General features: G+C 68.4%; 34 protein-coding genes. 2 read left to right on the forward strand and 32 right to left on the reverse strand.

What is annotated here, in order from left to right; all coding sequences use genetic code 11:
• Nucleotides 1-76: 76 nt before the first annotated feature.
• The 4 genes from AC061S_RS23045 to AC061S_RS23060 all read right to left on the reverse strand — a co-directional run bounded on the left by AC061S_RS23045 (nucleotide 77) and on the right by AC061S_RS23060 (nucleotide 4,594).
• Nucleotides 77-1,474, reverse strand: a complete 1,398-nt coding sequence (locus AC061S_RS23045) for an NAD(P)H-hydrate dehydratase (RefSeq protein ID WP_478687848.1) — start codon at nucleotides 1,472-1,474, stop codon at nucleotides 77-79.
• 35 nt (nucleotides 1,475-1,509) lie between these two features.
• Complete coding sequence (locus tag AC061S_RS23050) at nucleotides 1,510-1,878, reverse strand: holo-ACP synthase (RefSeq protein ID WP_478687849.1); 369 nt, start codon at nucleotides 1,876-1,878, stop codon at nucleotides 1,510-1,512.
• Nucleotides 1,879-1,956: 78 nt separating this feature from the next.
• Nucleotides 1,957-3,807: a glutamine--fructose-6-phosphate transaminase (isomerizing) gene (glmS, locus tag AC061S_RS23055; RefSeq protein ID WP_478687850.1), complete on the reverse strand. Its 1,851-nt coding sequence runs from the start codon at nucleotides 3,805-3,807 to the stop codon at nucleotides 1,957-1,959.
• 109 nt (nucleotides 3,808-3,916) lie between these two features.
• Entirely contained in the window at nucleotides 3,917-4,594 is a 678-nt protein-coding gene (locus tag AC061S_RS23060; RefSeq protein WP_478687851.1) for a hypothetical protein, read from the reverse strand.
• 255 nt (nucleotides 4,595-4,849) lie between these two features.
• On the opposite strand from AC061S_RS23060, the gene coaA reads away from it, so the two are divergent.
• The gene (gene coaA / locus AC061S_RS23065; RefSeq protein WP_478687852.1) at nucleotides 4,850-5,932 is read left to right on the forward strand and encodes a type I pantothenate kinase; all 1,083 of its coding nucleotides are present in this window, start codon (nucleotides 4,850-4,852) and stop codon (nucleotides 5,930-5,932) included.
• A gap of 26 nt (nucleotides 5,933-5,958) precedes the next feature.
• A complete protein-coding gene (locus tag AC061S_RS23070) occupies nucleotides 5,959-6,909 on the forward strand; it encodes a DUF389 domain-containing protein (protein WP_478687853.1) in 951 nt (316 codons plus the stop codon).
• Nucleotides 6,910-7,002: 93 nt separating this feature from the next.
• On the opposite strand, the gene glmM is transcribed toward AC061S_RS23070, so the two are convergent.
• From glmM to rplP, 28 genes are all read right to left on the reverse strand, one after another.
• Nucleotides 7,003-8,361: a phosphoglucosamine mutase gene (glmM, locus tag AC061S_RS23075; protein ID WP_478687854.1), complete on the reverse strand. Its 1,359-nt coding sequence runs from the start codon at nucleotides 8,359-8,361 to the stop codon at nucleotides 7,003-7,005.
• Nucleotides 8,362-8,493: 132 nt separating this feature from the next.
• Complete coding sequence (rpsI, locus tag AC061S_RS23080; protein WP_250751473.1) at nucleotides 8,494-9,012, reverse strand: 30S ribosomal protein S9; 519 nt, start codon at nucleotides 9,010-9,012, stop codon at nucleotides 8,494-8,496.
• Nucleotides 9,013-9,058: 46 nt separating this feature from the next.
• On the reverse strand, nucleotides 9,059-9,502 hold the full coding sequence (gene rplM / locus AC061S_RS23085; RefSeq protein WP_112447734.1) for a 50S ribosomal protein L13: 444 nt from the start codon (nucleotides 9,500-9,502) through the stop codon (nucleotides 9,059-9,061).
• A 234-nt stretch (nucleotides 9,503-9,736) separates the two neighbouring features.
• Nucleotides 9,737-10,996 carry a glycosyltransferase family 87 protein gene (locus AC061S_RS23090; RefSeq protein WP_478687855.1) on the reverse strand — a complete coding sequence of 420 codons (1,260 nt, stop codon included), beginning with the start codon at nucleotides 10,994-10,996 and terminating at the stop codon, nucleotides 9,737-9,739.
• 66 nt (nucleotides 10,997-11,062) lie between these two features.
• On the reverse strand, nucleotides 11,063-12,682 hold the full coding sequence (locus AC061S_RS23095; protein WP_442813402.1) for an ABC-F family ATP-binding cassette domain-containing protein: 1,620 nt from the start codon (nucleotides 12,680-12,682) through the stop codon (nucleotides 11,063-11,065).
• A 59-nt stretch (nucleotides 12,683-12,741) separates the two neighbouring features.
• Entirely contained in the window at nucleotides 12,742-13,593 is an 852-nt protein-coding gene (gene truA / locus AC061S_RS23100; protein ID WP_243333379.1) for a tRNA pseudouridine(38-40) synthase TruA, read from the reverse strand.
• Nucleotides 13,594-13,699: 106 nt separating this feature from the next.
• Nucleotides 13,700-14,164 carry a 50S ribosomal protein L17 gene (gene rplQ, locus AC061S_RS23105; protein WP_215023458.1) on the reverse strand — a complete coding sequence of 155 codons (465 nt, stop codon included), beginning with the start codon at nucleotides 14,162-14,164 and terminating at the stop codon, nucleotides 13,700-13,702.
• Nucleotides 14,165-14,327: 163 nt separating this feature from the next.
• Nucleotides 14,328-15,350 (reverse strand): DNA-directed RNA polymerase subunit alpha, encoded by a 1,023-nt coding sequence (locus AC061S_RS23110; protein ID WP_008739666.1) that lies wholly within the window; start codon nucleotides 15,348-15,350, stop codon nucleotides 14,328-14,330.
• Nucleotides 15,351-15,541: 191 nt separating this feature from the next.
• Entirely contained in the window at nucleotides 15,542-15,946 is a 405-nt protein-coding gene (gene rpsK / locus AC061S_RS23115; protein WP_006376016.1) for a 30S ribosomal protein S11, read from the reverse strand.
• Nucleotides 15,947-16,000: 54 nt separating this feature from the next.
• Nucleotides 16,001-16,381 carry a 30S ribosomal protein S13 gene (gene rpsM / locus AC061S_RS23120; protein ID WP_053682609.1) on the reverse strand — a complete coding sequence of 127 codons (381 nt, stop codon included), beginning with the start codon at nucleotides 16,379-16,381 and terminating at the stop codon, nucleotides 16,001-16,003.
• A 200-nt stretch (nucleotides 16,382-16,581) separates the two neighbouring features.
• Complete coding sequence (gene rpmJ / locus AC061S_RS23125) at nucleotides 16,582-16,695, reverse strand: 50S ribosomal protein L36 (RefSeq protein WP_003956441.1); 114 nt, start codon at nucleotides 16,693-16,695, stop codon at nucleotides 16,582-16,584.
• 74 nt (nucleotides 16,696-16,769) lie between these two features.
• Entirely contained in the window at nucleotides 16,770-16,991 is a 222-nt protein-coding gene (infA, locus tag AC061S_RS23130) for a translation initiation factor IF-1 (RefSeq protein ID WP_003956442.1), read from the reverse strand.
• A gap of 338 nt (nucleotides 16,992-17,329) precedes the next feature.
• Nucleotides 17,330-18,181 (reverse strand): type I methionyl aminopeptidase, encoded by an 852-nt coding sequence (gene map, locus AC061S_RS23135; RefSeq protein ID WP_478687856.1) that lies wholly within the window; start codon nucleotides 18,179-18,181, stop codon nucleotides 17,330-17,332.
• 90 nt (nucleotides 18,182-18,271) lie between these two features.
• Nucleotides 18,272-18,919, reverse strand: coding sequence for an adenylate kinase (locus AC061S_RS23140; RefSeq protein ID WP_478687857.1), 648 nt, complete (start codon nucleotides 18,917-18,919; stop codon nucleotides 18,272-18,274).
• Nucleotides 18,919-20,235: a preprotein translocase subunit SecY gene (gene secY / locus AC061S_RS23145; protein WP_478687858.1), complete on the reverse strand. Its 1,317-nt coding sequence runs from the start codon at nucleotides 20,233-20,235 to the stop codon at nucleotides 18,919-18,921. The genes AC061S_RS23140 and secY overlap by 1 nt, the downstream gene beginning before the upstream one ends.
• 186 nt (nucleotides 20,236-20,421) lie before the next feature.
• Nucleotides 20,422-20,877 carry a 50S ribosomal protein L15 gene (gene rplO / locus AC061S_RS23150; RefSeq protein WP_243333371.1) on the reverse strand — a complete coding sequence of 152 codons (456 nt, stop codon included), beginning with the start codon at nucleotides 20,875-20,877 and terminating at the stop codon, nucleotides 20,422-20,424.
• Between the two features lies 1 nt (nucleotide 20,878).
• Nucleotides 20,879-21,061 (reverse strand): 50S ribosomal protein L30, encoded by a 183-nt coding sequence (gene rpmD / locus AC061S_RS23155; protein WP_112447741.1) that lies wholly within the window; start codon nucleotides 21,059-21,061, stop codon nucleotides 20,879-20,881.
• Entirely contained in the window at nucleotides 21,061-21,663 is a 603-nt protein-coding gene (gene rpsE, locus AC061S_RS23160; protein ID WP_008739695.1) for a 30S ribosomal protein S5, read from the reverse strand. The genes rpmD and rpsE overlap by 1 nt, the downstream gene beginning before the upstream one ends.
• Before the next feature lie 46 nt (nucleotides 21,664-21,709).
• The gene (gene rplR / locus AC061S_RS23165; protein WP_030008471.1) at nucleotides 21,710-22,093 is read right to left on the reverse strand and encodes a 50S ribosomal protein L18; all 384 of its coding nucleotides are present in this window, start codon (nucleotides 22,091-22,093) and stop codon (nucleotides 21,710-21,712) included.
• Nucleotides 22,094-22,095: 2 nt separating this feature from the next.
• Nucleotides 22,096-22,635: a 50S ribosomal protein L6 gene (gene rplF, locus AC061S_RS23170; protein WP_243333369.1), complete on the reverse strand. Its 540-nt coding sequence runs from the start codon at nucleotides 22,633-22,635 to the stop codon at nucleotides 22,096-22,098.
• A gap of 20 nt (nucleotides 22,636-22,655) precedes the next feature.
• Nucleotides 22,656-23,054 (reverse strand): 30S ribosomal protein S8, encoded by a 399-nt coding sequence (gene rpsH, locus AC061S_RS23175; RefSeq protein WP_008739698.1) that lies wholly within the window; start codon nucleotides 23,052-23,054, stop codon nucleotides 22,656-22,658.
• 223 nt (nucleotides 23,055-23,277) lie between these two features.
• Entirely contained in the window at nucleotides 23,278-23,463 is a 186-nt protein-coding gene (locus AC061S_RS23180) for a type Z 30S ribosomal protein S14 (RefSeq protein ID WP_003956452.1), read from the reverse strand.
• A gap of 5 nt (nucleotides 23,464-23,468) precedes the next feature.
• Nucleotides 23,469-24,020: a 50S ribosomal protein L5 gene (rplE, locus tag AC061S_RS23185; protein WP_030388859.1), complete on the reverse strand. Its 552-nt coding sequence runs from the start codon at nucleotides 24,018-24,020 to the stop codon at nucleotides 23,469-23,471.
• Nucleotides 24,020-24,343, reverse strand: a complete 324-nt coding sequence (gene rplX, locus AC061S_RS23190; protein WP_215023444.1) for a 50S ribosomal protein L24 — start codon at nucleotides 24,341-24,343, stop codon at nucleotides 24,020-24,022. The genes rplE and rplX overlap by 1 nt, the downstream gene beginning before the upstream one ends.
• 2 nt (nucleotides 24,344-24,345) lie before the next feature.
• On the reverse strand, nucleotides 24,346-24,714 hold the full coding sequence (gene rplN / locus AC061S_RS23195) for a 50S ribosomal protein L14 (RefSeq protein WP_003956455.1): 369 nt from the start codon (nucleotides 24,712-24,714) through the stop codon (nucleotides 24,346-24,348).
• 124 nt (nucleotides 24,715-24,838) lie between these two features.
• The gene (gene rpsQ, locus AC061S_RS23200; protein WP_243333368.1) at nucleotides 24,839-25,120 is read right to left on the reverse strand and encodes a 30S ribosomal protein S17; all 282 of its coding nucleotides are present in this window, start codon (nucleotides 25,118-25,120) and stop codon (nucleotides 24,839-24,841) included.
• Nucleotides 25,120-25,344, reverse strand: coding sequence for a 50S ribosomal protein L29 (rpmC, locus tag AC061S_RS23205; RefSeq protein ID WP_008739703.1), 225 nt, complete (start codon nucleotides 25,342-25,344; stop codon nucleotides 25,120-25,122). The genes rpsQ and rpmC overlap by 1 nt, the downstream gene beginning before the upstream one ends.
• Complete coding sequence (gene rplP, locus AC061S_RS23210) at nucleotides 25,344-25,763, reverse strand: 50S ribosomal protein L16 (RefSeq protein ID WP_030026326.1); 420 nt, start codon at nucleotides 25,761-25,763, stop codon at nucleotides 25,344-25,346. The genes rpmC and rplP overlap by 1 nt, the downstream gene beginning before the upstream one ends.
• Between the last annotated feature and the right edge of the window lie 3 nt (nucleotides 25,764-25,766).

The raw sequence follows: 25,766 nt of genomic DNA on the forward strand, positions 1-25,766 counted from the left end.
GTCAAAATCCCGTCGTCGCCCGAAGGGCGGCCACGCGGCGTCTGGTGCGTGGCAGACGGGATTTTGACGACAGGCCCTAGCGGCGAGCGACCTCGCGCCAGGCCCGGGGCAGGGCTTCGGCCACCTGGTGGGCCAGGAGGGGGCCGCCGGTCAGACGGGCCGCCAGGCCGTGGAGGTACGCCGCCACGGACGCGGCGTCCACGGCCGGCAGGCCTGCCGCCAGCAGGGACCCGGCCAGCCCGGACAGCACGTCCCCGCTCCCGGCGGTGGCCAGCCACGGAGTCCCGGTCGGGTTGACCCGGACGGGGCCGGGCCCGCCCGGGGCGATCAGGGTCGTCGACCCCTTCAGCAGGGCCACCGCCCCGTACCGCTCCGCGAGCCCCCGCGCGGCCGCCAGCCGCCCCGCCTCGACCGTCTCCCGCGCGACCCCCAGCAGCGCCGCCGCCTCCCCCGCGTGCGGGGTCAGCAGGGTCGGGGCCGCCCGGGCCCGCAGCTCCCCGGGGTCCAGCCCGCGCAGCCCGTCCGCGTCCACGAGCACCGGCACCGGCTGCGACAGCGCCTCCCGCACCTCCGGGCCGCCCTCGTCGCCCAGCCCGGGCCCGACCACCCACGCATGCACCCGGCCGGTCCCGATCAGCGTCTCCGGGTACCGGGCCAGTACGGCGTCCGCGACCGCGGGCGGCCCCACGTAGCGCACCGCGCCCGCGCCGCCCCGCAGCGCCCCCGCCACCGCGAGCACCGCCGCACCCGGGTAGCGCGCGGACCCGGCGACGATCCCGAGCACGCCGCGCCGGTACTTGTCGCTCGACGCCGTCGGCTCCGGCAGCAGCTCCGCCACGTCGGCGTGCTGCAGGGCCTGCATCTCCGGCGTCCCGAAGTCCAGCCCGATGTCCACCAGGTGCAGGACGCCCGCGCGCGAGGCCCCCGGGTCGATCAGCAGCCCCGGCTTGTACGCCCCGAAGGTCACCGTCACGTCCGCCGTCACCGCCGCTCCGGCCACCTCCCCGGTGTCCGCGTCCACCCCGCTCGGGAGGTCCACCGCGACCACCACCGCGCCCGCCGGGATCCGCTCCACCAGCGCGGCCGCGGCCGGCCGCAGCGCACCCCGGCCGCCGATGCCGACCAGCCCGTCGAGCACCAGGTCGGCCCGGGCCGGCGGCTCCGAGGCGAGGCGGCCGCCGGCGGCCCGCAGCGCGGCCAGTCCGCCCGCGTGCACCCGGGCCGGATCCATCGCGACGGCCGTCACCCCGGCCCCGCGCCGGGCCAGCCGGGCGCCCGCGTAGAGGGTGTCGCCGCCGTTGTCCCCCGGGCCGACCATCAGCAGCACGCGGGACCCGTACACGCGGGGCAGCAGCCGGACGCAGACGGCGGCCAGTCCGGCCGCCGCCCGCTGCATCAGGGTGCCTTCGGGCAGCCGGGCCATCAGCTCGCGCTCGGCGGCCCGTACGGTCTCCACGCTGTAAGCAGTACGCATGCCACCAGCCTGCCCGAAGGAGGCCCGGAGACGGCCTATCCCTCGGCGATCACCACGGCGGAGGCGATGCCCGCGTCGTGGCTGAGCGAGATGTGCCAGGACTTCACGCCCAGCGCCAGCGCACGCGCCTCCACCGTGCCCGACACCCGCAGGCGCGGCTGCCCGGTCTCCTCGACGTACACCTCGGCGTCGGTCCACAGCAGCCCGCCGGGCGCACCGAGCGCCTTGGCCAGCGCCTCCTTGGCCGCGAACCGGGCGGCGAGCGAGGCGGTTCCGCGCCGCTCGCCGCTCGGCAGGGTCAGCTCGGAGTCGAGGAACAGCCGCTCCGCCAGGCTCGGCGTGCGCTCCAGCGCCGCGCCGAACCGCTCGATCTCCGCCACGTCGATTCCGACGCCGATAATCACAACAACAGCTCCAACTGGGCCACTACTCCACGGTCACCACTGTGCTCGATGGTCGGCGACCCGCTCCGTTCGCTGCGCTCACTCCACAGTCACCGACTTGGCGAGGTTACGCGGCTGGTCCACCTCGTTGCCGCGCGCCGTCGCCAGCTCGCACGCGAACACCTGGAGCGGCACGGTGGCCACCAGCGGCTGGAGCAGGGTCGGGGTGGCCGGGATGCGGATGAGGTGGTCGGCGTACGGGACCACCGCCTCGTCCCCCTCCTCGGCGATCACGATGGTCCGCGCCCCGCGCGCCCGGATCTCCTGGATGTTGGACACGATCTTGTCGTGCAGCACCGAGCGCCCGCGCGGCGACGGTACGACGACCACGACCGGCAGGTCCTTCTCGATCAGCGCGATCGGCCCGTGCTTGAGCTCGCCCGCCGCGAAGCCCTCGGCGTGCATGTACGCCAGCTCCTTGAGCTTGAGCGCGCCCTCCAGCGCGACCGGGTAGCCGACGTGCCTCCCCAGGAACAGCACGGTGTTCTTGTCGGCGAGCGACCGCGCCAGCTCCCGCACCGGCTCCATGGTCCCCAGTACGGTGTCCACCGCCGCGGCGATGTCCGACAACTCCCGGATCACGGACCGGATCTCGTCGCCCCACTTCGTGCCGCGGACCTGCCCGAGGTAGAGGGCCACGAGGTAGCAGGCCACGAGCTGCGTCAGGAACGCCTTGGTCGAAGCGACGGCCACCTCGGGTCCGGCGTGCGTGTACAGCACGGCGTCCGACTCGCGCGGGATCGTCGAGCCGTTCGTATTGCAGACGGCCAGCACCTTGGCCCCCTGCTCGCGCGCGTGGCGCAGCGCCATGAGGGTGTCCATCGTCTCGCCGGACTGCGAGATCGCGATCACCAGCGTCCGCTGGTCCAGGATCGGGTCGCGGTAGCGGAACTCGCTGGCCAGCTCCGTCTCGCACGGGATGCGGGTCCAGTGCTCGATGGCCAGCTTCGCAATCATGCCCGCGTGGTACGCCGTACCGCACGCCACGATCACGACCTTGTCGACCTCGCGCAGCACCGAGTCGGGGATGCGCACCTCGTCGAGGGTCAGCAGGCCGTTCGCGTCGATCCGGCCCAGGAGGGTGTCGGCGACGGCCTTCGGCTGCTCGGCGATCTCCTTGAGCATGAAGTAGTCGTAGCCCCCCTTCTCGGCCGCCGAGGCGTCCCAGTCCACGTGGTACGCCCGCACGCTCGCGGCCGTACCGTCGAAGTTGGTCACCGTGACTCCGTCGCGGCGGAGCTCTACGACCTGGTCCTGCCCCAGCTCGATCGCGGACCGGGTGTGGGCGATGAAGGCGGCCACGTCGGAGGCGAGGAAGTTCTCGCCCTCTCCGACACCCACCACGAGCGGTGAGTTCCGGCGCGCGCCGACCACCACGTCCGGCTGGTCCGCGTGCACGGCGACCAGCGTGAAGGCCCCGTCCAGCAGCCGGCACACCCTGCGCATCGCCTCCGCCAGGTCCCCGCCCGCGTCCTCGAACCGCTCGGCCAGCAGGTGCGCCACGACCTCGGTGTCCGTCTCGGACTCCAGCCGGTGCCCGCGCTCGGCGAGCTCGGCCCGCAGCGCGGCGAAGTTCTCGATGATCCCGTTGTGCACGACGGCCACGCGCCCCGAATTGTCGAGGTGCGGGTGGGCGTTGACGTCGGTGGGCCCCCCATGGGTGGCCCACCGGGTGTGTCCGAGCCCCGTGGAACCGGCCGGCAGCGGGTGCCCGACCAGCTCCTTCTCCAGATTGACCAGCTTGCCGGCCTTCTTGACGGCGGCGAGTTCCCCGTCGGCGAGCACGGCGACACCCGCCGAGTCGTAGCCGCGGTACTCGAGCCGCTTGAGTCCGGCAATGACCACATCGAGCGCCGACTGCGCTCCCACGTAACCCACGATTCCGCACATAAGCCGCAGGGTACGCCGTAGTTGGCTCCCTGCCCGGTACCTGAACAAGACGAAAACCCCGCCCCGGGCGCATTCGCCGGGGCGGGGTGGACGCACGGTCTGACGGGCTTCAGCCCAGCTTCTCGATCTGCGCGTCGACGACGGGCTTCGCCTGCTCGACGGTGCCGCTGTCGCTCGCCGTCGAAAAGGCGGCCACCGTGTCGCCCTTGCGCACGAACACCAGGGCCGGCAACGTGTCGCCGCCGGTGTCAGCCTCGAAGGTGAGCGCCAGAGCCTCGTCACCGGCCGCGGCATACGCACCGGAGGTGACCTTGGTGATCTGAAGGGTGTCGCCGAAGTGGCCGGCGAGGTAGCCGCCGGCGCACTTCTGACCCGCGGTCCTCACGGCGCCGAAGACCTCCTCCGCCCCCTTGCCCGCGTACGAGGCGAGGGTGACGCCCGTGGCCGCGGAGCGCGTGGGGGCATCCACCGAGGTGCGCGCGGCCCCGGTGGGCGTACCGAGCGGAGCGGAGGTCAGCAGCTGGGCGAGCACCTTGCACTCGGGCTTGTCGCTGGTGCTCGTGTCGCCGCCGCCCGGTCCGGTGAGGCTGTGGTCCGAGAAGGTGTAGTCCGGCAGGTCCCCCTGGTTCACCAGGAGCCCGGCCACCGCCGCGTCCGCCTTCCCCGCGGCCGCCGAAGCGGACGGCTTCGCGTCACCCTTCCCGGAGCCGCCGCAGGCGGTGGCGAGCAGCGCCAGGGACACGGCCGAGGCGGACAGGACGGTACGACGGACGAATGCGTTGCGCATGGTGATGTTTCCCCCCACAGGAAAGGTCTACGAAAACGGCAGCGCGAGCTGCGGTGATCGACACCGTACGGGCCGCCGACCCGACCCCCGGCACCGGCATTATTCGCGCACCACTCATCGTGATACCTACGAGACCGCAAGGCCCTCCAATCGAGACCGCCCGCCGTACAACCCGCCCGGCTCGGGACATAGGACCCCACTCCACGTGACCGACCACACCACCCACGGCGGCCCGTCACCCGTGACAATGGCCGTGTGATCTCTTCGCCGCCACGAAGCACGCCGGACCGCGCAACGGAGCGCCCCGACGGATCGGAGGACCCCACGCAGGCCCAGCAGGCCCAGCACCCCGAGCACGCCGCGCACCCCACGCGCCGCCGGGGCCACGAGGCCTCCCCCTACGTAGACCTCACCCGTGCCGAGTGGAGCGCCCTGCGCGAGCGCACCCCGCTCCCGCTGACCGCCGACGAGGTCGAGCGGCTGCGCGGACTGGGCGATGTCATCGACCTCGACGAGGTCCGCGACGTCTACCTGCCGCTCTCCCGCCTGCTGAACCTGTACGTCGGCGCCACCAGCAACCTGCGCGGCACCCTCAACACCTTCCTCGGCGACGCCGGCAACGGCCACGGCGCCCAGCAGGGCACCCCCTTCGTCATAGGGGTCGCCGGCTCCGTGGCCGTGGGCAAGTCCACCGTGGCCCGCCTCCTCCAGGCCCTCCTGGCCCGCTGGCCGGAGCACCCGCGCGTGGAGCTGGTCACCACCGACGGGTTCCTGTACCCGATGAAGGAGCTCGAACGGCGCGGCCTGACGGCCCGCAAGGGCTTCCCCGAGTCCTACGACCGCCGCGCGCTGACCCGCTTCGTCGCCGACATCAAGGCGGGCAAGGACGAGGTCACGGCCCCGGTCTACTCGCACCTGATCTACGACATCGTCCCCGACGAGCGGCTCGTCGTACGCCGCCCCGACATCCTGATCGTCGAGGGGCTCAACGTCCTGCAGCCCGCCATGCCCGGCAAGGACGGCCGCACCCGGGTCGGCCTCGCCGACTACTTCGACTTCAGCGTGTACGTGGACGCCCGCCCCGAGGACATCGAGCGCTGGTACCTCAACCGGTTCCGCAAGCTGCGCGAGACCGCGTTCCAGAACCCCTTCTCCTACTTCCGCAAGTACACCCAGGTCTCCGAGGAGGAGGCCCTGGAGTACGCGCAGACGATGTGGCGGACCATCAACAAGCCCAACCTCCTGGAGAACGTGGCCCCGACCCGCGGCCGCGCCACCCTCGTCGTCCGCAAGGGACCGGACCACAAGGTGCAGAAGCTGAGTCTGCGCAAGCTCTGAGCGCCGCAGGAAGCTAGGGTGCGGCCATGCTGCATCTACGGATGATCATTCCGTCGGACCGGACCGACGCCGTGGTCAAGATCGTCGAAAGGACGGTCGGCACCACCCATCTGGCCGTGCTGCCCGGCGCCGCCCGCATCCCGGAGGGCGACATCGTGCTGTGCGACGTCGCGCGCGAGGCCGGCGACGAGCTCCTGAACGAGCTCCGGGAGCTCCGCATCGACAAGGACGGCTCGATCGCGGTCGAGAACATCGACCTCTCCCTCTCGGACCGCGCCGACCGGGCCGAGGACGAGGCCCCGGGCGAGGCCGCCGACGCCGTCCTGTGGGAGCAGTTGAGCGAGGCGACCCACGAGGAGTCCACCCTCACCATCACCTACAGCGCCTTCATGATCGTCGCGACGATGATCGCGGCCTGCGGCGTGGTCCTCGACAACGCCATCCTCATCGTGGGCGCGATGGCCGTCGGCCCGGAGTTCGGACCGCTCGCCGGAGTCTGCACCGCCCTGGTGCAGCGCGCCCCCAAGCTGGCCGTCCGCTCGCTGATCGCCCTGCTGGTGGGCTTCGCCGCCGCGATGATCGCGACCACCGTCTTCAGCCTGGTCATGGACGCGCTCGGCCTGTTCCACCACGACATGCTGGACAAGCCCCGCCCCAACACCAGCTTCATCTGGCAGCCGGACCTGTTCTCGTTCGTCGTGGCCGTGCTCGCCGGCATCGCCGGGGTGCTCTCCCTGACCTCGGCGAAGTCCGGCGCGCTGGTCGGCGTCGCGATCTCGGTGACCACGGTCCCGGCGGCCGCCAACGCGGCCGTGGCGCTCAGCTACGGGGAGTTCGGCCAGATGTCGGGCTCCGTCCAGCAGCTCCTGCTGAACCTCTTCGGCATCATGCTGGCCGGCGTCCTGACCCTGCTCGCCCAGAAGCTCCTGTGGCACACCCAGCGCAACCACTGGCGGCGTACGCCGTCCAAGGCCTGAGCCCCGGCAACGCCGGAAACCCCGCCAACGACAGCGGCCCCGCGCTACGAGGCTTCGTAGCGCGGGGCCGCTGTCGTCACGGGAGGGCGGGCTCTAGCCGAGCGCCGACTTCACGACGTCCGCGAGGCGCCCCGCGACCGAGCGGGCCTGCTCGATGTCGGCGGCCTCCACCATCACCCGTACGAGGGGCTCGGTGCCCGACGAACGCAGCAGTACGCGCCCGGTCGTGCCGAGCTCCCGCTCCGCGTCGGCGACGGCCGCGGCCAGCTCGGCCGAGGTGGTGACCCGCGACTTGTCCACGTCCGGGACGTTGACCAGCACCTGCGGCAGCCGCGTCATGACCCCGGTCAGCTCGGCCAGCGTCCTGCCGGTGGCCGCGATGCGGGCCGCCAGCATGAGGCCGGTCAGGGTGCCGTCGCCGGTGGTGGCGTGGTCGAGGATGATCACGTGGCCGGACTGCTCGCCGCCCAGCGCGTACCCGTGCTCCTTCATCGACTCCAGGACGTACCGGTCGCCGACGCCCGTCTGCACGACGTTGATGCCCTCGGACTCCATGGCCAGCTTGAAGCCCAGGTTGGACATCACGGTGGCGACGACGGTGTCCTCGCGCAGGTGCCCGGACTCGCGCATCGCCAGCGCCAGCACCGCGAGGATCTGGTCCCCGTCGACCTCCTCGCCGTTCGCGTCCACGGCGAGGCAGCGGTCGGCGTCCCCGTCGTGCGCGATGCCCAGGTCGGCACCGTGCTCGACGACGGCCTGCTTCAGCAGACCGAGGTGGGTGGAGCCGCAGCCGTCGTTGATGTTCAGGCCGTCGGGCTCGGCACCGATGGTGACGATCTCCGCGCCGGCCCGGGTGAAGGCCTCGGGCGAGACGTAGGCGGCCGCGCCGTGCGCCTCGTCCAGGACGACCTTGAGGCCGTCGAGACGGTTGGGCAGCACGCCCATGAGGTGGGCGACGTACTTGTCGAAGCCCTCGGTGTAGTCGGAGACGCGGCCCACGCCGGCGCCCGTCGGGCGGTCCCAGGGAGCACCCGTGCGGTGGTCCTCGTAGACCGACTCGATCCGGTCCTCCAGCTCGTCGGCGAGCTTGTGACCGCCGCGCGCGAAGAACTTGATGCCGTTGTCGGGCATGGCGTTGTGGCTGGCCGAGAGCATGACGCCGAGGTCGGCGCCCAGCGCACCGGTGAGATACGCCACCGCCGGGGTGGGCAGCACACCGACGCGCAGGACGTCCACGCCCGCGCTCGCGAGGCCCGCGACGACTGCGGCCTCCAGGAACTCGCCCGAGGCCCGGGGGTCCCGGCCCACCACGGCGGTGGCCCGGTGGCCAGCGAAGGTGCCGGCCTCGGCCAGTACGTGCGCGGCCGCCACGGAGAGGCCGAGCGCGAGCTCGGCCGTCAGATCCGCGTTGGCGACGCCCCGTACACCGTCCGTCCCGAAGAGTCGTCCCACTGTTGTCCTCCCGAGTTCACACTTCGCTATGAGCAGTTGTGCCAATTATTTGCCGCTATTGGCGGTAAACGAACCGCCCCGGCAGCACACAGAGTGCTGCCGGGGCGGAATCGTGCTGAACAGCGGGCGAGATTAACGCTTGCTGTACTGCGGAGCCTTACGGGCCTTCTTGAGACCGGCCTTCTTGCGCTCGACCGCACGGTCGTCGCGGGAGAGGAAGCCGGCCTTCTTCAGCGCCGGGCGGTTGTTGTCCACGTCCGCCTCGTTCAGCGCACGGGCCACACCGAGGCGCAGGGCGCCGGCCTGGCCGGACACGCCGCCACCCGAGATGCGGGCGATGACGTCGTAGCGGTTGTCGAGCTCGAGCAGCTTGAACGGCTCGTTGACTTCCTGCTGGTGCACCTTGTTGGGGAAGTAGTCCTCAAGGGTGCGACCGTTGATCTTCCACTTGCCGGTGCCCGGAACGATCCGGACGCGGGCGATGGCGTTCTTGCGACGGCCCAGGCCGGCGGCCGGCTGGGGGTCGCCGAAGCGGCCGGCAAGGGACTCGGACGTGTAGTCACCCTCGACTACGTCCGCGGTCTCGGTGGTGTATTCCTCGACGTTGCCCTCGAACTCTTCGACGACAGTCTCGGCGGTGGTCTCGGCCACGATGCTCCTCAGAAGTTTCTTGTCTTAGGGGGTGTGGTGGCCGGAACTACTGCGCGACCTGGGTGATCTCGAACGGCACCGGCTGCTGAGCAGCGTGGGGGTGCACATCGCCCGAGTAGACCTTCAGCTTCGAGAGCATCTGACGGCCCAGGGTGTTCTTGGGGATCATGCCCTTGATGGCCTTCTCGACGGCCTTCTCCGGGTTGTTCGCCAGGAGGTCGTCGTAGCGGACCGAACGCAGACCGCCCGGGAAACCGGAGTGGCGGTACGCCATCTTCTGGGTCGCCTTGTTGCCGGACAGGTGAACCTTGTCGGCGTTGATGATGATGACAAAGTCGCCCATGTCCATGTGGGGGGCGTAAGTCGGCTTGTGCTTACCCCGCAGGAGGGTAGCGGCCTGGGTCGCCAGACGGCCGAGGACAACGTCCTGGGCGTCGATGACGTGCCACTGGCGCGAGATGTCGCCGGGCTTGGGGCTGAACGTACGCACGCGTATGCCTTCGCTTCTTCAGTGGTGGGTCATCCCCGGGGGGTGAGCCCGAGGGACGGGTCCTGACATGGGTCACCACGGACGATCACGACAGCCCTGGTTCACATCGGAGACGCAACCCGTGTGTACCGCTGGTCATCGGCCCGGTGGACCGGCGTAAGGCGAATTCACGTGAGAATGAGCAAGCCAATACGCATAACGAACCAGCAGGGTACCCCTGAAGACCTGGAAGGGTCAAAACGCGGTCCGCGAACCCGTTTCGACGGGGGTCGCGGCGCACTCCGGTTCGGTCCTGGGTGGGGACCCCGTAGTTCGTACAGGTTCCACAGTAACCCGGATCGGGCGCAGTGCTCGACGCGCCAGCAGTCCGGCGAGTGCGCACAGGGTCACCATGTCCCGGAATGCCCGCCTCTTGGCCTCGAACTCCGAGGGCCACGGAATGCCCGCCGTCTGGGGCACCAGGGCCACCCAGAACCAAGGGGAGCGCGGCATCGAGCCCGCCCGCACCCCCGACGCCAGCAGCAGCGGGAGCACCACGATCAGGTAGTGGTCGAAAGAGGGCCGCGACACCAGGAACGCGGCGAGCATCACCATGCAGGCCGTCTCCACCAGCCTCAGCTCGCCCGCGTCGCCGTCCGCCTCGACCGGCCTGCGCCACCGCCGCCAGGTCGCCCACAGCCCGCACGCGGCCCCCGCGAAGGCCAGCGTCACCGCCAGCGGCGCGGGCACCCCCAGCCGCGGCAGCGCCGCGATCGGCGAGGCGTCCCAGGGCAGCGCGTAGGAATCCTGGCCCTGCAGCAGGAAGGGCAGGGTCTTGGTGAAGAACAGCGTCGGGTGCGGCATCATCAGCGCCCCCGCCAGCGACAGGCCCACCGGCACCCCCACCGCCAGGGCCAGCCCCCGCCACTGCCGTGCGAGCAGGAAGAGGAGCCCGATCGGCACCAGCATCGGCTTGCACGCGATGGCGAGGCCCACCACCAGCCCGGCCGCGGCCCAGTGCTTGCGGTGCGCCAGCAGCAGCGCCACCGGCAGGGCGGCGGCCGAGATGGCCGTCCAGTTCCCGATCAGCACGAGGTTGATGTACGGCTTGTAGGCCAGCGCGAACAGCGCGAAACCGCCGACCGCGAACCGCGAGCGCACCGGTACGGAGAACAGCCGCAGCGAGGCCCACCAGCCGAGGCCGACGAGCCCCGTCATCCCCAGCGGCAGCACGCAGCGCAGCAGCGGCGCCGGCAGCAGGGCCTCGGGAATCGCCATGATCACGGCGCTGGGCAGATAGAGGAACCGCTTGTCCTCGTACGGGGACACCCCCGCGAGCAGGGCGTCGGCGGCCTTGACCACGAAGGCGTTGTCCGAGCCCCAGTTCACCCGCAGGCTCGCCGAGACCGCCACCGACAGCAGGATCACCAGGCCCACGAACCGCCAGGACCGGGGCGCCGGCCGCAGCAGCCAGGCCACCCCCCGGTCCCAGGAGGACGGGCTGTCCCACTTCATGACCCAGACACTCGGCCGCAGCCCCACAACGAAGTCCCCTCGACCCAAGCCGGGGGCGGTCTCCCCCTAGCGCTTCCGCTCGACCCTACGTTCGTCCCAGACGGGCTCCGTAGTCTCCCGTACAACACCGTCTGAACCGAAGACCAGGTAACGGTCAAATGTGCGGGCGAACCACCGGTCGTGCGTGACGCACAACACAGTGCCGTCGTACGCCTCCAGCCCGTCCTGCAGTGCTTCCGCCGATTCCAGGTCCAGGTTGTCCGTCGGCTCGTCCAGGAGCAGCGCCGTCGTACCCGCGAGCTCCAGCAGCAGGATCTGGAAACGCGCCTGCTGGCCGCCCGAGAGCCTCTCGAAGGGCTGCTCGCCCTGGCGCTCCAGCTCGTAGCGGCGCAGGGCGCCCATCGCCTGGCCGAGCGGCTTGGCCGCCTCCGTCCACAGGATGTCGACGAGCGTGCGGCCGAACAGCTCGGGGTGGGCGTGGGTCTGCGCGAAGTGGCCGGGGACCACGCGGGCGCCGAGCTTCCACGTACCCGTGTGCTTGACGTCCTCCCCCGCCATCAGGCGCAGGAAGTGGGACTTCCCGGAGCCGTTCGAGCCCAGGACCGCGACCCGCTCACCGTAGAACACCTCCAGGGAGAAGGGCTTCATCAGCCCGGTGAGCTCCAGGTTCTCGACGGTGAGCGCGCGCACGCCCGTACGGCCGCCCTTGAGCCGCATCTTGATGTCCTGCTCGCGCGGCGGCTCGGGCGGCGGACCGGCCTCCTCGAACTTCTTGAAGCGGGTCTGCATCGCGTGGTACCGCGAGGCCATGTCCGGGCTGATCGCGGCCTGGCCGCGCAGTCGCAGCACCAGGGCCTTCAGCCGGGCGTGCTCCTCGTCCCAGCGCCGCTTGAGCTCCTCGAAGCGCGCGAAGCGCTCCTTGCGGGCGGCGTGGAACGTGCCGAAGCCCTCGCCATGCACCCAGACGTCGGAGCCGTTCGGGCTCGCCTCCAGGCTGATGATCTTCTCGGCGGCCTGGGTCAGCAGCTCCCGGTCATGGCTGACGAAGAGCACCGTCTTGCGGGTGGCCGCCAGCTGCTCCTCTAGCCACCGCTTGCCCGGGACGTCCAGGTAGTTGTCCGGCTCGTCGAGCAGAAGCACCTCGTCCGGCCCGCGCAGCAGCGCCTCCAGGACCAGCCGCTTCTGCTCACCGCCCGAGAGCGTGCGCACCTCGCGGAACTGCGCCGAGTCGTACGGGATCGCCAGCGCGGCCATCGTGCAGACGTCCCACAGCGTCTCCGCCTCGTACCCCTGCACGTCGGCCCAGTCGCTCAACGCCTGCGCGTAGGCCATCTGGGCGGGCTCGTCGTCCACCGTAAGGATCAGCTGCTCGGCCCGGTCCACCGCCTTCGCGGCCTCCCGGATCCGCGGCTGGGCCACCGAGACCAGCAGGTCCCGTACGGTCGTCTCGTCGCGGACCGAGCCCACGAACTGCGACATCACGCCCAGCCCGCCGCTCACGGTGACCGAGCCGCCGTGCGGCTGGAGCTCACCGGAGATCATCTTCAGCAGCGTGGTCTTGCCGGCCCCGTTCGCCCCGACCAGGGCGACGACCGACCCCTCCCCCACCCGGAAGGAGACGTCGGGGAGCAGGACCCGCCCGTCGGGAAGGTAGTACTCCAGGTGGCTGGCTTCGAGATGTCCCATGCCGGGCATTGTCCAGGTCCGGCCCCGATCCGCCCAAACGAGTTAGCGGGACGCGGGAACTAGCAGCAGCCGGCTCCCGGCAGCGTCCGCAGGTTCCGCGCTTCCTTGCTGCGGGCGGCCAGCAGCTCGTCGGCCGGGTAGCCGACCTCCTCCAGGGTCAGCCCGTGCGGCTTGACCACGTGCACCGAGGAATCCCGTACGGCCGCGGCCAGCACCTTCCCGGGCCAGTCGGTCGTCCGGTGGCCGTCGCCGACGTGCAGCAGGGCCCCGACCAGCGAGCGGACCATGTTGTGGCAGAAGGCGTCGGCGCGGACGGTCGCGGTGATGATGCCCTCCGCGTCCCGCTCCCAGCTGAGCTGCTGGAGCGTACGGATCGTCGTGGCCCCCTCGCGCTTCTTGCAGTACGCGGCGAAGTCGTGCTCGCCGACCAGCGCGGCGGCGGCCTCGTTCATGGCGTCCACGTCGAGCGGCCACTGGTACCAGAGCACGTGCCCGCGGCGCAGCGGGTCCACCCCGGCCTGGTGGTCGCCCACGCGGTAGGCGTAGCGGCGCCAGATCGCGGAGAACCGCGCGTTGAAGCCGGCGGGGGCCTCGGCGGCCTTCCACACCCGTACGTCGTGCGGCAGCCGCCCGGCGAGGCGGCGCAGCAGCTTGTCCTGGTGCTCGGCCCACACCTCGTCCCGTACGTCGAACTGCGCGACCTGCCCGCGGGCGTGCACGCCCGCGTCGGTCCGGCCGGCCACGGTCAGCTCCACCGGGTCGGGCAGCCGCATCACGGTCTGCAGGGCCGACTCCAGCTCGCCCTGGACGGTCCGCAGCACGCGCTGCTTCGCCCAGCCGGAGAAGTCCTTGCCGTCGTAGCTCAGGTCCAGCCTGACCCGGACGTGTCCGGGCTCCACCTCGTCACTCACGTGACAGATCCTCTCTCAGCTGCATCTTTTGCACGAAAGCAGAACGGGCCCGCCCCGGTGAGGGGGCGGGCCCGTTCAGAGCCGTTCAGCGTGATCCCGGAAGGGATCAGGCCTCCTTGGTCTCCTCGGCGGCGGGAGCCTCAGCGGCCTCCGCCTCCTTCACGGCGCGCTTGGTGGCAGCCTCGGCCTCACCAGTGGCCTGCTGGGCGACCGTAAGGGCCTCGACCAGCTCGATCACGGCCATCGGGGCGTTGTCGCCACGACGGTTGCCGATCTTGGTGATGCGCGTGTAACCACCGGGGCGGTTCTCGTAGCGCGGGGCGATCTCGGTGAACAGCGTGTGCACGATGCTCTTGTCCGTGATCGTCTGCAGCACCAGGCGACGGTTGTGGATGTCGCCCTTCTTGGCCTTGGTCACCAGACGCTCGGCGTAGGGACGCAGGCGACGGGCCTTGGCCTCGGTGGTGGTGATGCGGCCGTGCTCGAAGAGCGCCTTCGCGAGGTTCGCGAGGAGGTGCTTCTCGTGCGCGGCGCTGCCGCCCAGACGGGCACCCTTTGCGGGACGCGGCATGGTCATACTCCTTCATATCTGCACCGGCCGTGTCAGGTACCGGTGTCAGTTCCCCCGCGGCGGATGCCGCGGGAAAGTGTCACTAGGGCCCTACGGGCCCGGGTCAAATCAAGCCCGGCCGGCGTTTGAGGCCAAAGACCTCAGCCGCCGGCGACGGGAAGAATCAGTACTGCTCGGTCTCGACGAAACCCGCGTCCGCGTCGTCGTCGGCGCCGAACGCGTCGGCGGCGGCGGTCGGGTCGAATCCGGGCGGGCTGTCCTTGAGGGCCAGGCCCATGCCGGCCAGCTTCGCCTTGACCTCGTCGATCGACTTCGCACCGAAGTTGCGGATGTCGAGCAGGTCGGCCTCGGAGCGGGCGACGAGCTCACCCACGGAGTGGATGCCCTCGCGCTTGAGGCAGTTGTACGACCGAACGGTGAGCTCGAGCTCCTCGATCGGCAGGGCGAGATCAGCGGCCAGGGCCGCGTCCGTCGGCGAGGGGCCCATGTCGATGCCCTCGGCGTCGATGTTGAGCTCGCGGGCCAGACCGAACAGCTCGACCAGGGTCTTACCGGCGGACGCCATGGCGTCGCGCGGGCGCATGGCCTGCTTGGTCTCGACGTCGACGATCAGCTTGTCGAAGTCGGTGCGCTGCTCGACTCGGGTCGCCTCGACCTTGTAGGTGACCTTGAGGACCGGGCTGTAGATGGAGTCGATCGGGATGCGACCGATCTCCTGGCCCAGCTGCTTGTTCTGGACGGCGGAGACGTAGCCGCGACCGCGCTCGACGGTCAGCTCCATCTCCAGCTTGCCCTTGCCGTTGAGCGTGGCGAGGACCAGGTCCGGGTTGTGCACCTCGACACCGGCCGGGGGCGCGATGTCGGCAGCGGTGACCAGGCCGGGACCCTGCTTGCGCAGGTACATCACGACCGGCTCGTCGTGCTCCGAGGAGACGACCAGCTGCTTGATGTTGAGGATGATGTCGGTGACGTCTTCCTTGACACCCGGCACGGTGGTGAACTCGTGCAGGACGCCGTCCACGCGGATGCTGGTGACAGCGGCACCCGGGATCGACGACAGAAGCGTGCGACGGAGCGAGTTGCCGAGGGTGTAGCCGAAGCCCGGCTCGAGCGGCTCGATCACGAACCGCGAGCGGTACTCGTCGACGACCTCTTCGGTCAGCGAGGGGCGCTGAGCGATAAGCATGTGGATTCCTTCATTCGTGGACGCCCACTATTTGACGCCCGACGGAACGCAGCACGGGGCTACGAACTACAAGGGTACGGGCGGTACGTCCCCCGCGAGGGGTTCGTACCGCCCGGACACTCAAAGACGCACAGGTGCGAAGCCTGAGCGCGCTTCGTCATACGCGGCGGCGCGGATCGCGCCGCCCCGGATCAGACGCGGCGACGCTTGGGCGGACGGCAGCCGTTGTGCGGGGTGGGGGTGACGTCCTGGATCGAGCCGACCTCCAGGCCAGTGGCCTGCAGGGAGCGGATCGCGGTCTCACGGCCGGAGCCGGGACCCTTGACGAAGACGTCGACCTTGCGCATGCCGTGCTCCTGCGCGCGACGGGCGGCCGACTCGGCGGCCATCTGCGCGGCGAAGGGGGTGGACTTGCGCGAGCCCTTGAAGCCGACGTGGCCGGCGGAGGCCCAGGAGATCACGTTGCCCGCGGGGTCCGTGATCGAAACGATGGTGTTGTTGAACGTGCTCTTGATGTGGGCGTGCCCATGAGCGACGTTCTTCTTTTCCTTGCGGCGCACCTTCTTGGCAGCGCCCTGACGACCCTTGGGGGGCATCTAAATCTCCTACGGGAGGTGGTCGGTCCTACAGCGCAAGACCGCTGAACAGGACTACTTCTTGCCCGGCTTCTTCTTACCGGCGATCGCGCGACGCGGACCCTTGCGGGTACGGGCGTTCGTGCTGGTGCGCTGACCGTGCACGGGCAGGCCACGACGGTGGCGAACACCCTGGTAGCACTGGATCTCGACCTTGCGGCGGATGTCGGCCTGGATCTCGCGGCGGAGGTCACCCTCGGTGCGGAGGTTGGCGTCCACGTACTCGCGGATCTTGACCAGGTCCTCTTCGGCCAGGTCACGAACGCGGGTGTCGGGGTTCACACCGGTGGCCGCAAGGATTTCCTTGGACCGGGTGCGACCGACACCGAAGACGTAGGTAAGTGCGATCTCCACACGCTTTTCGCGCGGGATGTCAACACCGGAAACGCGTGCCATTCAATGGCTCCTGTGTGTTCGGGGGTCTTCCGCAGAACCGAACCCCGACCGCCGACCACACCTGCTGGGTGGTGGTACGCCCGGGTCCCCGGCCCCCGCCGGAGGTGCCGCCGGTCCTGGTCAGGACTGGGCGGGTTCTGCGTATGTACGTTTTCTTACGTCGCGCGAAGAACTGCGTAGTGCAGGTCGGTCGGCGTGCGTCAGCCCTGGCGCTGCTTGTGGCGCAGGTTGTCGCAGATGACCATGACCCGACCGTGACGGCGGATCACCTTGCACTTGTCGCAGATCTTCTTGACGCTCGGCTTGACCTTCATGTTGGTGAGGTTCTCCGGGTCAGTGCCACCACCCGCGTCGGGACAGGACGTCCGGACGGGAGTGAAGACAAGATCTACTTGTATCGGTAGACGATCCGGCCACGCGTCAGGTCGTACGGAGAGAGCTCCACGACGACCCGGTCATCAGGGAGGATGCGGATGTAGTGCATGCGCATCTTGCCGCTGATGTGCGCGAGGACCTTGTGACCGTTCTGGAGTTCCACCTTGAACATCGCGTTCGGGAGGGACTCGATCACGGTGCCCTCGATTTCGATGGCACCTTGCTTCTTGGCCACGCTTCGCCTTTCGAATCGGCTACCTTGATCAGCTCCCCGCCTTCGCATGAGGACATGCGGGTGCAAAGGAGCCGACGAGTCAGTCTACGTCAGGGCCCACTGAAAGACGAATCCGGAAAGTGTGCCCTACAGGATAGATCATCAATCCTGGTCATACCGGTTGACCCAGCTGGGCCGACCCGGCTCAGCCCAGCGGGTCCGGCGCCGTCGTCACGCCGGCCCCTCCTTCTCCCCGCCCCGCTCGCGGGCTCGGCGCTGACGCGCCTCACATGCTTCGCGCGGCTGCGCCGGACTCCGTCCGTCGAGCCCGGTGCCGGAGCCCCCCGGACCCATTCGGCTCAGCCCAGCGGGTCGGGCGCCGTCGTCACGCCGTACTCCGCCAGCTTCGCCTTGCCGCAGTCCGGGGAGGTGAGGACGATCGGTCCCTCCTCGGTCAGGGCGATGGAGTGCTCCCAGTGCGAGGACCAGGTGCCGTCCGTGGTGATGACCGTCCAATCGTCCGCCAGGACCTCCGTCTGGGCGGTGCCCAGGGAGACCATCGGCTCGATCGCCAGGCACAGGCCCGGGACGAGCTTGATGCCCTTGCCCCGCTTGCGCGAGACGTAGTTCAGCAGGTGGGGGTCCATGTGCATCTCGGAACCGATGCCGTGGCCGCCGTAGTCCTCGATGATCCCGAACTTGCCGAGGCTGTGCTCGCCCGTGGTCGGACGCGGCTGCCGCTTGATGTAGGTCTCGATCGCCTTGGAGATGTCCACGAGGCGGTTGCCGAGCTTCATGGCGGCGATCCCGGCCCACATGGACTCCTCGGTCACCCGGGAGAGCTCCACGAGCTCAGGGGCGTGTCCAGAGCCCACGAAGGCGGTGTACGCGGCATCGCCGTGCCAGCCGTCGACGATCGCGCCGGCGTCGATCGAGATGATGTCGCCGTCCTTGAGGACCGTCGTGTCGTCGGGGATGCCGTGGACCACGACCTCGTTCACCGAGGTGCAGATGGTCGCGGGGAACCCGCCGTACCCGAGGAAGTTCGACTTGGCGCCGGCGTCCGCGATGACCTTGCGGGCCACCATGTCCAGATCCCGTGTCGTGGCGCCCGGCACGGCCGCCTCACGGGTCGCCGCGTGGATCGCAGCGACGACCAGCCCCGCCTCACGCATCTTCGCGATCTGCTCGGGGGTCTTGATCTGGACCATGACGTACCTGCCACCTTCGGATTCGGGTGCTTCAACAGTACGGCCGCGGCGTCCTGGGGACACCGCGGCCGTGGCTGCACTACGGGGGAACTACTTCTTCAGGGCGTCCATCGCGCGCTGCGTGACGTCCTGGACCTCGCCCAGAGCGGGGATCGTCGACACGAGGCCCTGGGCCTTGTAGTAGTCGATGATCGGCTCGGTCTGGGTGTGGTAGACCTCCAGCCGGTTGCGCACGGCTTCCTCGGTCTGGTCGTCGCGCACGTACAGCTCGCCGCCGTCGATGTCGCAGACGCCCTCGACCTTCGACGGGCGGTAGGCCACGTGGAAGATGTGCGAGCTGTCCAGGCGGCAGGTGCGCCGGCCGGCGAGACGCTTGACGACCTCGTCCTCCTCGACCTCCAGGTCGAGGACGGCGTCGAGGTTCATGCCCTCGGTCTTCAGCATCTCGTCGAGGGCTTCCGCCTGCGAGACGTTGCGCGGGAAACCGTCGAGCAGGAAGCCGCCCGCGGCGTCCGGCTGCTCCATGCGGTCCTTGGCCATGTCGATGGTGATCTCGTCCGGGACGAGGTCGCCCGCGTCCATGAACGCCTTCGCACGCCGGCCGAGCTCGGTGCCCTGGCTGATGTTGGCCCGGAACAGGTCGCCCGTGGAGATGTGCGGGATCGACAAGGTCTTGGCAAGGACAGTCGCCTGCGTTCCCTTGCCCGCACCGGGCGGGCCGACGAGGACGATTCGCATCAGCGGAGGAACCCTTCGTAATTACGCTGCTGGAGCTGGCTCTCGATCTGCTTCACGGTTTCCAGACCCACACCCACGATGATCAGGATGCTCGTCCCGCCGAACGGGAAGTTCTGGTTCGCTCCGAAGCCGGCCAACGCCATCGTCGGCACAAGAGCGATCAGCCCCAGGTACAGCGACCCCGGCCACGTGATCCGGTTGAGTACGTAGCTCAGGTACTCGGCGGTGGGCCGACCGGCGCGGATGCCCGGAATGAACCCACCATACTTCTTCATGTTGTCTGCAACTTCCTCGGGGTTGAACGAGATCGCCACGTAGAAGAACGCGAAGAAAACGATCAGGAGGAAGTACGTGGCGATGTAGTACGGGTGGTCGCCCTTGACGAAGTGCTTCTGGATCCAGGTGGCCCAGCCGGCGGTGGAACCGCTGAACTGCACGACCAGTGCCGGGATGTAGAGCAGCGACGAGGCGAAGATGACGGGGATGATGCCCGCCTGGTTCACCTTGAGCGGGATGTAGGTCGAGGTACCGCCGTAGGCGCGGCGGCCGATCATGCGCTTCGCGTACTGGACCGGAATCCGCCGCTGCGCCTGCTCGACGAAGACCACCAGGCCCACCATCGCGAGGCCGACCAGCATGACCACGCCGAACTCGACCCAGCCGTCCGCGATCTTGCCCTGCTCCTTGATGGCCCACAGGGAGCCGATGAAGCCAGCGGCGATCGAGATGAACATCAGGATCGACATGCCGTTGCCGATGCCGCGGTCGGTGATGAGCTCACCGAGCCACATGACGACACAGGTACCGGCGGTCATGGTGAGCACCATGACGACGGTGGTGAAGATCGACCGGTTCGGAACGATCTGGCTGGCCACCGAGCAGTTCTGGAAGAGGGCGCCGCTGCGGGCGGTGGCGACGAGGCCGGTGCCCTGCAGGATCGCCAGCGCGACCGTCAGATAGCGCGTGTACTGAGTGATCTTCGACGTGCCGGCCTGGCCCTCTTTCTTGAGGGTCTCCAGCTTCGGGATGACCACGGTCAGCAGCTGCAAGATGATGCTCGCCGTGATGTACGGCATGATGCCGAGCGCGAAGATCGTGATCTGCAGCAGCGCACCGCCACTGAACATGTTGACCAGCCCGAAGAGCCCGCCGTTCTGGCCGGACGCCTGTTCAACACAGATCTGGACGTTCGTATAGCTCACACCGGGCACGGGAACGTGGGACCCGAGCCGGAACAGCACGATGATGCCGAGCGTGAAGAGCAGTTTCTTGCGCAGGTCGGGCGTCTTGAACGCCCGGGCGAACGCGGTTAGCACGGTGCCTCCTGCGACCCCCGCGCTACTGCGTCAGAGGTGACGGTCTGAGGGATCGACGAATGTGTACAAGCAAAGGTGCAGGCCACCTTACCGGCGTCTGCACCTCCCATGGAACGACCAACCGGGGATGCCCCATATGTGAGGCATCCCCGGTCGGGTTTCTAGCTATTTGTCACTGAGGTCGTCTTAGACGAGCTCGGTCACAGAGCCACCAGCGGCGGCAATCTTCTCCTTGGCGGAGCCGGAAACGGCGTCAACCGAAACCTGCAGCGCCACGGAGATCTCGCCCTGGCCCAGGACCTTGACGAGGCTGTTCTTGCGAACCGCGCCCTTGGCGACCAGGTCGGCCACCGTGACTTCTCCACCCTCGGGGTAGAGAGCGCCGAGCTTGTCCAGGTTCACGACCTGGAACTCGGTGCGGAACGGGTTCTTGAAGCCCTTGAGCTTCGGCAGACGCATGTGGAGGGGCATCTGCCCACCCTCGAAGCGCTGCGGGATCTGGTAACGGGCCTTCTGGCCCTTCGTACCACGACCGGCCGTCTTACCCTTCGACGCCTCACCACGACCGACACGGGTCTTCGCGGTCTTGGCGCCGGGGGCGGGACGGAGGTTGTGGGCCTTCAGCGGGCTGCTCTCAGCCATGTTAGTCAACCTCCTCAACCGTCACGAGGTGGCGGACGGTGTGAACCATTCCGCGGAACTCGGGGCGGTCCTCCTTGACGACGACGTCGTTCAGGCGCTTGAGCCCGAGCGAACGCAGCGTGTCGCGGTGGTTCTGCTTGCTGCCGATGTACGACTTGATCTGCGTGACCTTGAGGCGAGCCATTACGCACCCGCCCCAGCACGTGCACGGAGCAGAGCCGCGGGGGCGACGTCCTCGAGGGGCAGACCACGGCGAGCCGCGATCTCCTCGGGACGCTGCAGGCCCTTGAGGGCCGCCACGGTCGCGTGCACGATGTTGATCGCGTTGGAAGAACCAAGCGACTTCGACAGGATGTCGTGAACGCCGGCGCACTCCAGAACGGCGCGCACCGGGCCACCGGCGATAACACCGGTACCGGGGGCGGCCGGCTTCAGCAGCACGACGCCCGCGGCACGCTCACCCGTGATCGGGTGAGGAATGGTGCCCTGGATGCGCGGAACCTTGAAGAAGGACTTCTTGGCTTCCTCGACACCCTTGGCAATGGCCGCGGGAACTTCCTTGGCCTTGCCGTAACCGACACCTACAGTGCCGTCACCGTCGCCCACCACGACCAGCGCGGTGAAGCTGAAGCGGCGACCACCCTTGACAACCTTGGCGACGCGGTTGATCGCGACAACGCGCTCAACGTAAGCGGTCTTCTCGGCGGCAGGGCCACCGTCGCGACCCTTCCGGTCCCGCCGCTCGCCGCCACCGGCACCGCTTCCGCGGCGCTGGGGTCCAGCCATTGGATTACCTCTCTCTGTTACGTCCGTGAGTCCCGGAAAACGGGGCTTAGAACTTCAGCCCGGCTTCGCGGGCGGCGTCAGCCAGAGCGGCAATGCGCCCGGCGTATCGGTTGCCACCGCGGTCGAACACGACGGTCTCGACACCCGCGGCCTTGGCACGCTCGGCGACGAGTGCGCCGACGGCCTGGGCCTGCGAGCTCTTGTCGCCTTCGCCACCACGGATCGAAGCGTCCAGGGTCGACGCCGACGCCAGGGTGTGACCCTGGAGGTCGTCGATGACCTGAGCAACGATGTTGCGGTTGGAACGCGTCACGACGAGGCGCGGACGCTCCGCCGTACCCGAGACGTTCTTGCGGATGCGGATGTGGCGGCGGGCCTTGGCGGCACGCTTGTACGCGTCGCCCTTGGCGATCTTTACACCGTATGCCATGGCTACTTACCAGCCTTTCCGACCTTGCGGCGGATGACTTCGCCGGCGTACTTGACACCCTTGGCCTTGTACGGGTCGGGCTTCCGCAGCTTGCGGATGTTGGCGGCGACCTCGCCGACCTTCTGCTTGTCGATGCCCTCGACCGAGAACTTGGTGGGCGACTCGACCTTGAAGGAGATGCCCTCGGGCGCCTCGATCAGGATCGGGTGGCTGTAGCCAAGCTGGAACTCCAGGTTGGAGCCCTTCGCGGCGACGCGGTAACCGACACCGCTGATCTCAAGAGCCTTGACGTAACCCGTGGTCACGCCGGTGATCATGTTCGCCACCAGCGTGCGGGACAGGCCGTGCAGGGCCTTGTTCTGACGCTCGTCGTTGGGGCGGGTGACGTTCAGAACGCCGTCCTCACCCTTGACGATCTCGATCGGCGCCTTGACGGTGAGCGCGAGGGAACCCTTGGGGCCCTTCACAGCCACAGCCTGGCCGTCGATGGTGACGTCCACACCGGCGGGAACCTGGATGGGGAGCTTGCCGATTCGCGACATTGCTTTTCCTCCGTTCCCGACTACCAGACGTAGGCGAGGACTTCCCCACCTACGCCCTTCTTGCCTGCCTGCTGGCCGGTGAGCAGACCGTGGGACGTGGAGATGATCGCCACGCCCAGGCCGCCGAGCACCTTCGGCAGGTTGGTGGACTTTGCGTACACACGCAGACCGGGCTTCGAGATCCGCTTGATGCCCGCAATGGAGCGCTCGCGGTTCGGGCCGAACTTCAGCTCGAGGACGAGGTTCTTGCCGACCTCGGCGTCCTCGACCTTCCAGCCGGTGATGAAACCCTCCTGCTTGAGGATTTCTGCGATGTGCGACTTGATCTTGCTGTGCGGCATCACGACGGAGTCGTGGTACGCCGAGTTAGCGTTACGCAGACGCGTGAGCATGTCTGCGATCGGGTCAGTCATGGTCATGAAGTGGCCTTCGGCCTCTCTCGCCGGGGTTTCCTGTATGCGCCATCCCTCTCCCCACTCAGTGGCGGGACGGGTGCGGTGCGGGGACCTACGGCGTAGTAAGTCGTTATGGGCGGCGGACGCCCAACCACACAAGCCTAAGGCATGCGCGGCCGGGCATCCGCCGACCAGATGCTTACCGAGAGTGCCTGGTACTCCTCAAGTCCTTGCGGACGAGAGGGAATTACCAGGAGCTCTTGGTCACGCCCGGCAGCTCGCCACGGTGAGCCATCTCACGAAGGCAGACGCGGCACAGGCCGAACTTGCGGTACACGGAGTGGGGGCGACCGCAGCGCTGGCAGCGGGTGTACGCACGCACACCGAACTTGGGCTTGCGGGCAGCCTTCGCGATGAGAGCCTTCTTCGCCATCTCGCTTACGCCTCCTTGAAGGGGAAGCCGAGGTGACGAAGGAGGGCGCGGCCCTCATCGTCGTTGGTCGCCGTGGTGACCACGGTGATGTCCATACCCCGGGTACGGTCGATCTTGTCCTGGTCGATCTCGTGGAACATGACCTGCTCCGTGAGACCGAAGGTGTAGTTGCCACGGCCGTCGAACTGCTTCGGCGACAGACCACGGAAGTCACGGATACGCGGCAGCGCGAGCGACAGCGTACGGTCCAGGAACTCCCACATGCGGTCACCACGGAGGGTGACGTGGCAGCCGATCGGCTGACCCTCGCGCAGCTTGAACTGCGCGATGGACTTGCGGGCCTTCGTGACGGCCGGCTTCTGACCGGTGATCGTCGTCAGGTCCTTGATGGCGCCGTCGATCAGCTTGGAGTCGCGGGCGGCGTCGCCCACACCCATGTTGACCACGATCTTCACGAGGCCGGGAATCTGCATGACGTTCTCGTAGGAGAACTCTTCACGCAGCTTGCCCGCGATGTCCTCGCGGTACTTCGTCTTGAGACGCGGAGTGGTAGCCATCAGATGTCCTCACCCGTCCGCTTGGCAACGCGGATCTTGTTGCCCTCGTCATCGAAGCGGAAACCGACGCGGGTAACGACCTTCTGGCCGTCCTTCTCCACAACCAGCTGAACGTTGCTGACGTGGATCGGCGCCTCGGTGATCACGATGCCACCGGTCTGCGAGCCACCAGCGGTCTGGCCGGCCTTGGTGTGCTTCTTGACCCGGTTGACACCCTCGACGAGGACACGGTTCTCAGTAGGGATGGCCAGAATGACCTTGCCCTGCTTGCCCTTGTCCTTACCGGTGATGACCTGAACCAGGTCGCCCTTCTTGATCTTCATGCTTACAGCACCTCCGGCGCGAGCGAGATGATCTTCATGAACTTCTTCTCGCGCAGCTCACGGCCCACCGGGCCGAAGATACGGGTGCCGCGAGGGTCGCCGTCGTTCTTCAGAATGACGGCGGCGTTCTCGTCGAAGCGGATGTACGAGCCGTCCTGGCGGCGGCGTTCCTTCACGGTGCGAACGATGACCGCCTTGACGACGTCACCCTTCTTCACGTTGCCACCGGGGATCGCGTCCTTGACGGTGGCAACGATGACGTCACCGATGCCCGCGTAGCGGCGACCGGAACCACCGAGAACACGGATGCAAAGGATCTCCTTGGCACCAGTGTTGTCGGCGACACGCAGTCGCGACTCCTGCTGGATCACGTCTATCTCCTGTTTGTCTGCCGGTTCCCGGCGGGGGCATCACTCCGAAGAGCTACCGCCCCCACCGAGCCTGGCGGAACGAACCTGAGGGGCCCCTGGGCTTGATGCCCAGGGCCTCAGATAATTACTTGGCCTTCTCGAGGATCTCGACGATGCGCCAGCGCTTGCTCGCCGACAGCGGACGCGTCTCCATGATGAGGACGCGGTCGCCGACGCCGGCAGCGTTCTGCTCGTCGTGCGCCTTGAGCTTGTTCGTACGGCGGATGACCTTGCCGTACAGAGCGTGCTTCACGCGGTCCTCGACAGCGACGACGACGGTCTTGTCCATCTTGTCGCTGACGACAAGACCCTCACGGGTCTTGCGGAAGCCGCGGTCAGTCGTCTCAGTCACGTTCTTCTCGCTCATCAGGCGCTCTCCACCGTCTCGATACCGAGCTCACGCTCGTGCATCAGGGTGTAGATGCGAGCGATGTCCTTACGGACGGACTTGAGCCGGCCGTTGTTCTCCAGCTGACCCGTGGCCGCCTGGAAGCGCAGCTTGAACAGCTCTTCCTTGGCCTCGCGCAGCTTGCCAACGAGCTCCTCGTTACCGAGCTCACGCAGCTCGGACGCCTTGGTTCCCGTCGCCATCACGACTCACCTGCCTCGCGCCGAACAATCCGGCACTTCATCGGAAGCTTGTGAGCAGCGCGGGTGAGCGCCTCACGAGCAATCTTCTCGTTCGGGTAGGACAGCTCGAACATGACCCGGCCCGGGTGCACGTTCGCGATCCACCACTCGGGAGAACCCTTACCGGAACCCATGCGGGTCTCGGCAGGCTTCTTCGTCAGGGGACGGTCCGGGTAGATGTTGATCCAGACCTTGCCGCCACGCTTGATGTGGCGGGTCATCGCGATACGAGCCGCCTCGATCTGGCGGTTCGTCACGTAGGCGGGGGTAAGCGCCTGGATGCCGTACTCGCCGAACGAGACCTCAGTACCGCCCTTGGCCATACCGCGGCGCTTCGGGTGGTGCTGCTTGCGGTGCTTGACCCTACGAGGGATCAGCATGTC

This window comes from Streptomyces sp. CA189, assembly GCF_056428985.1.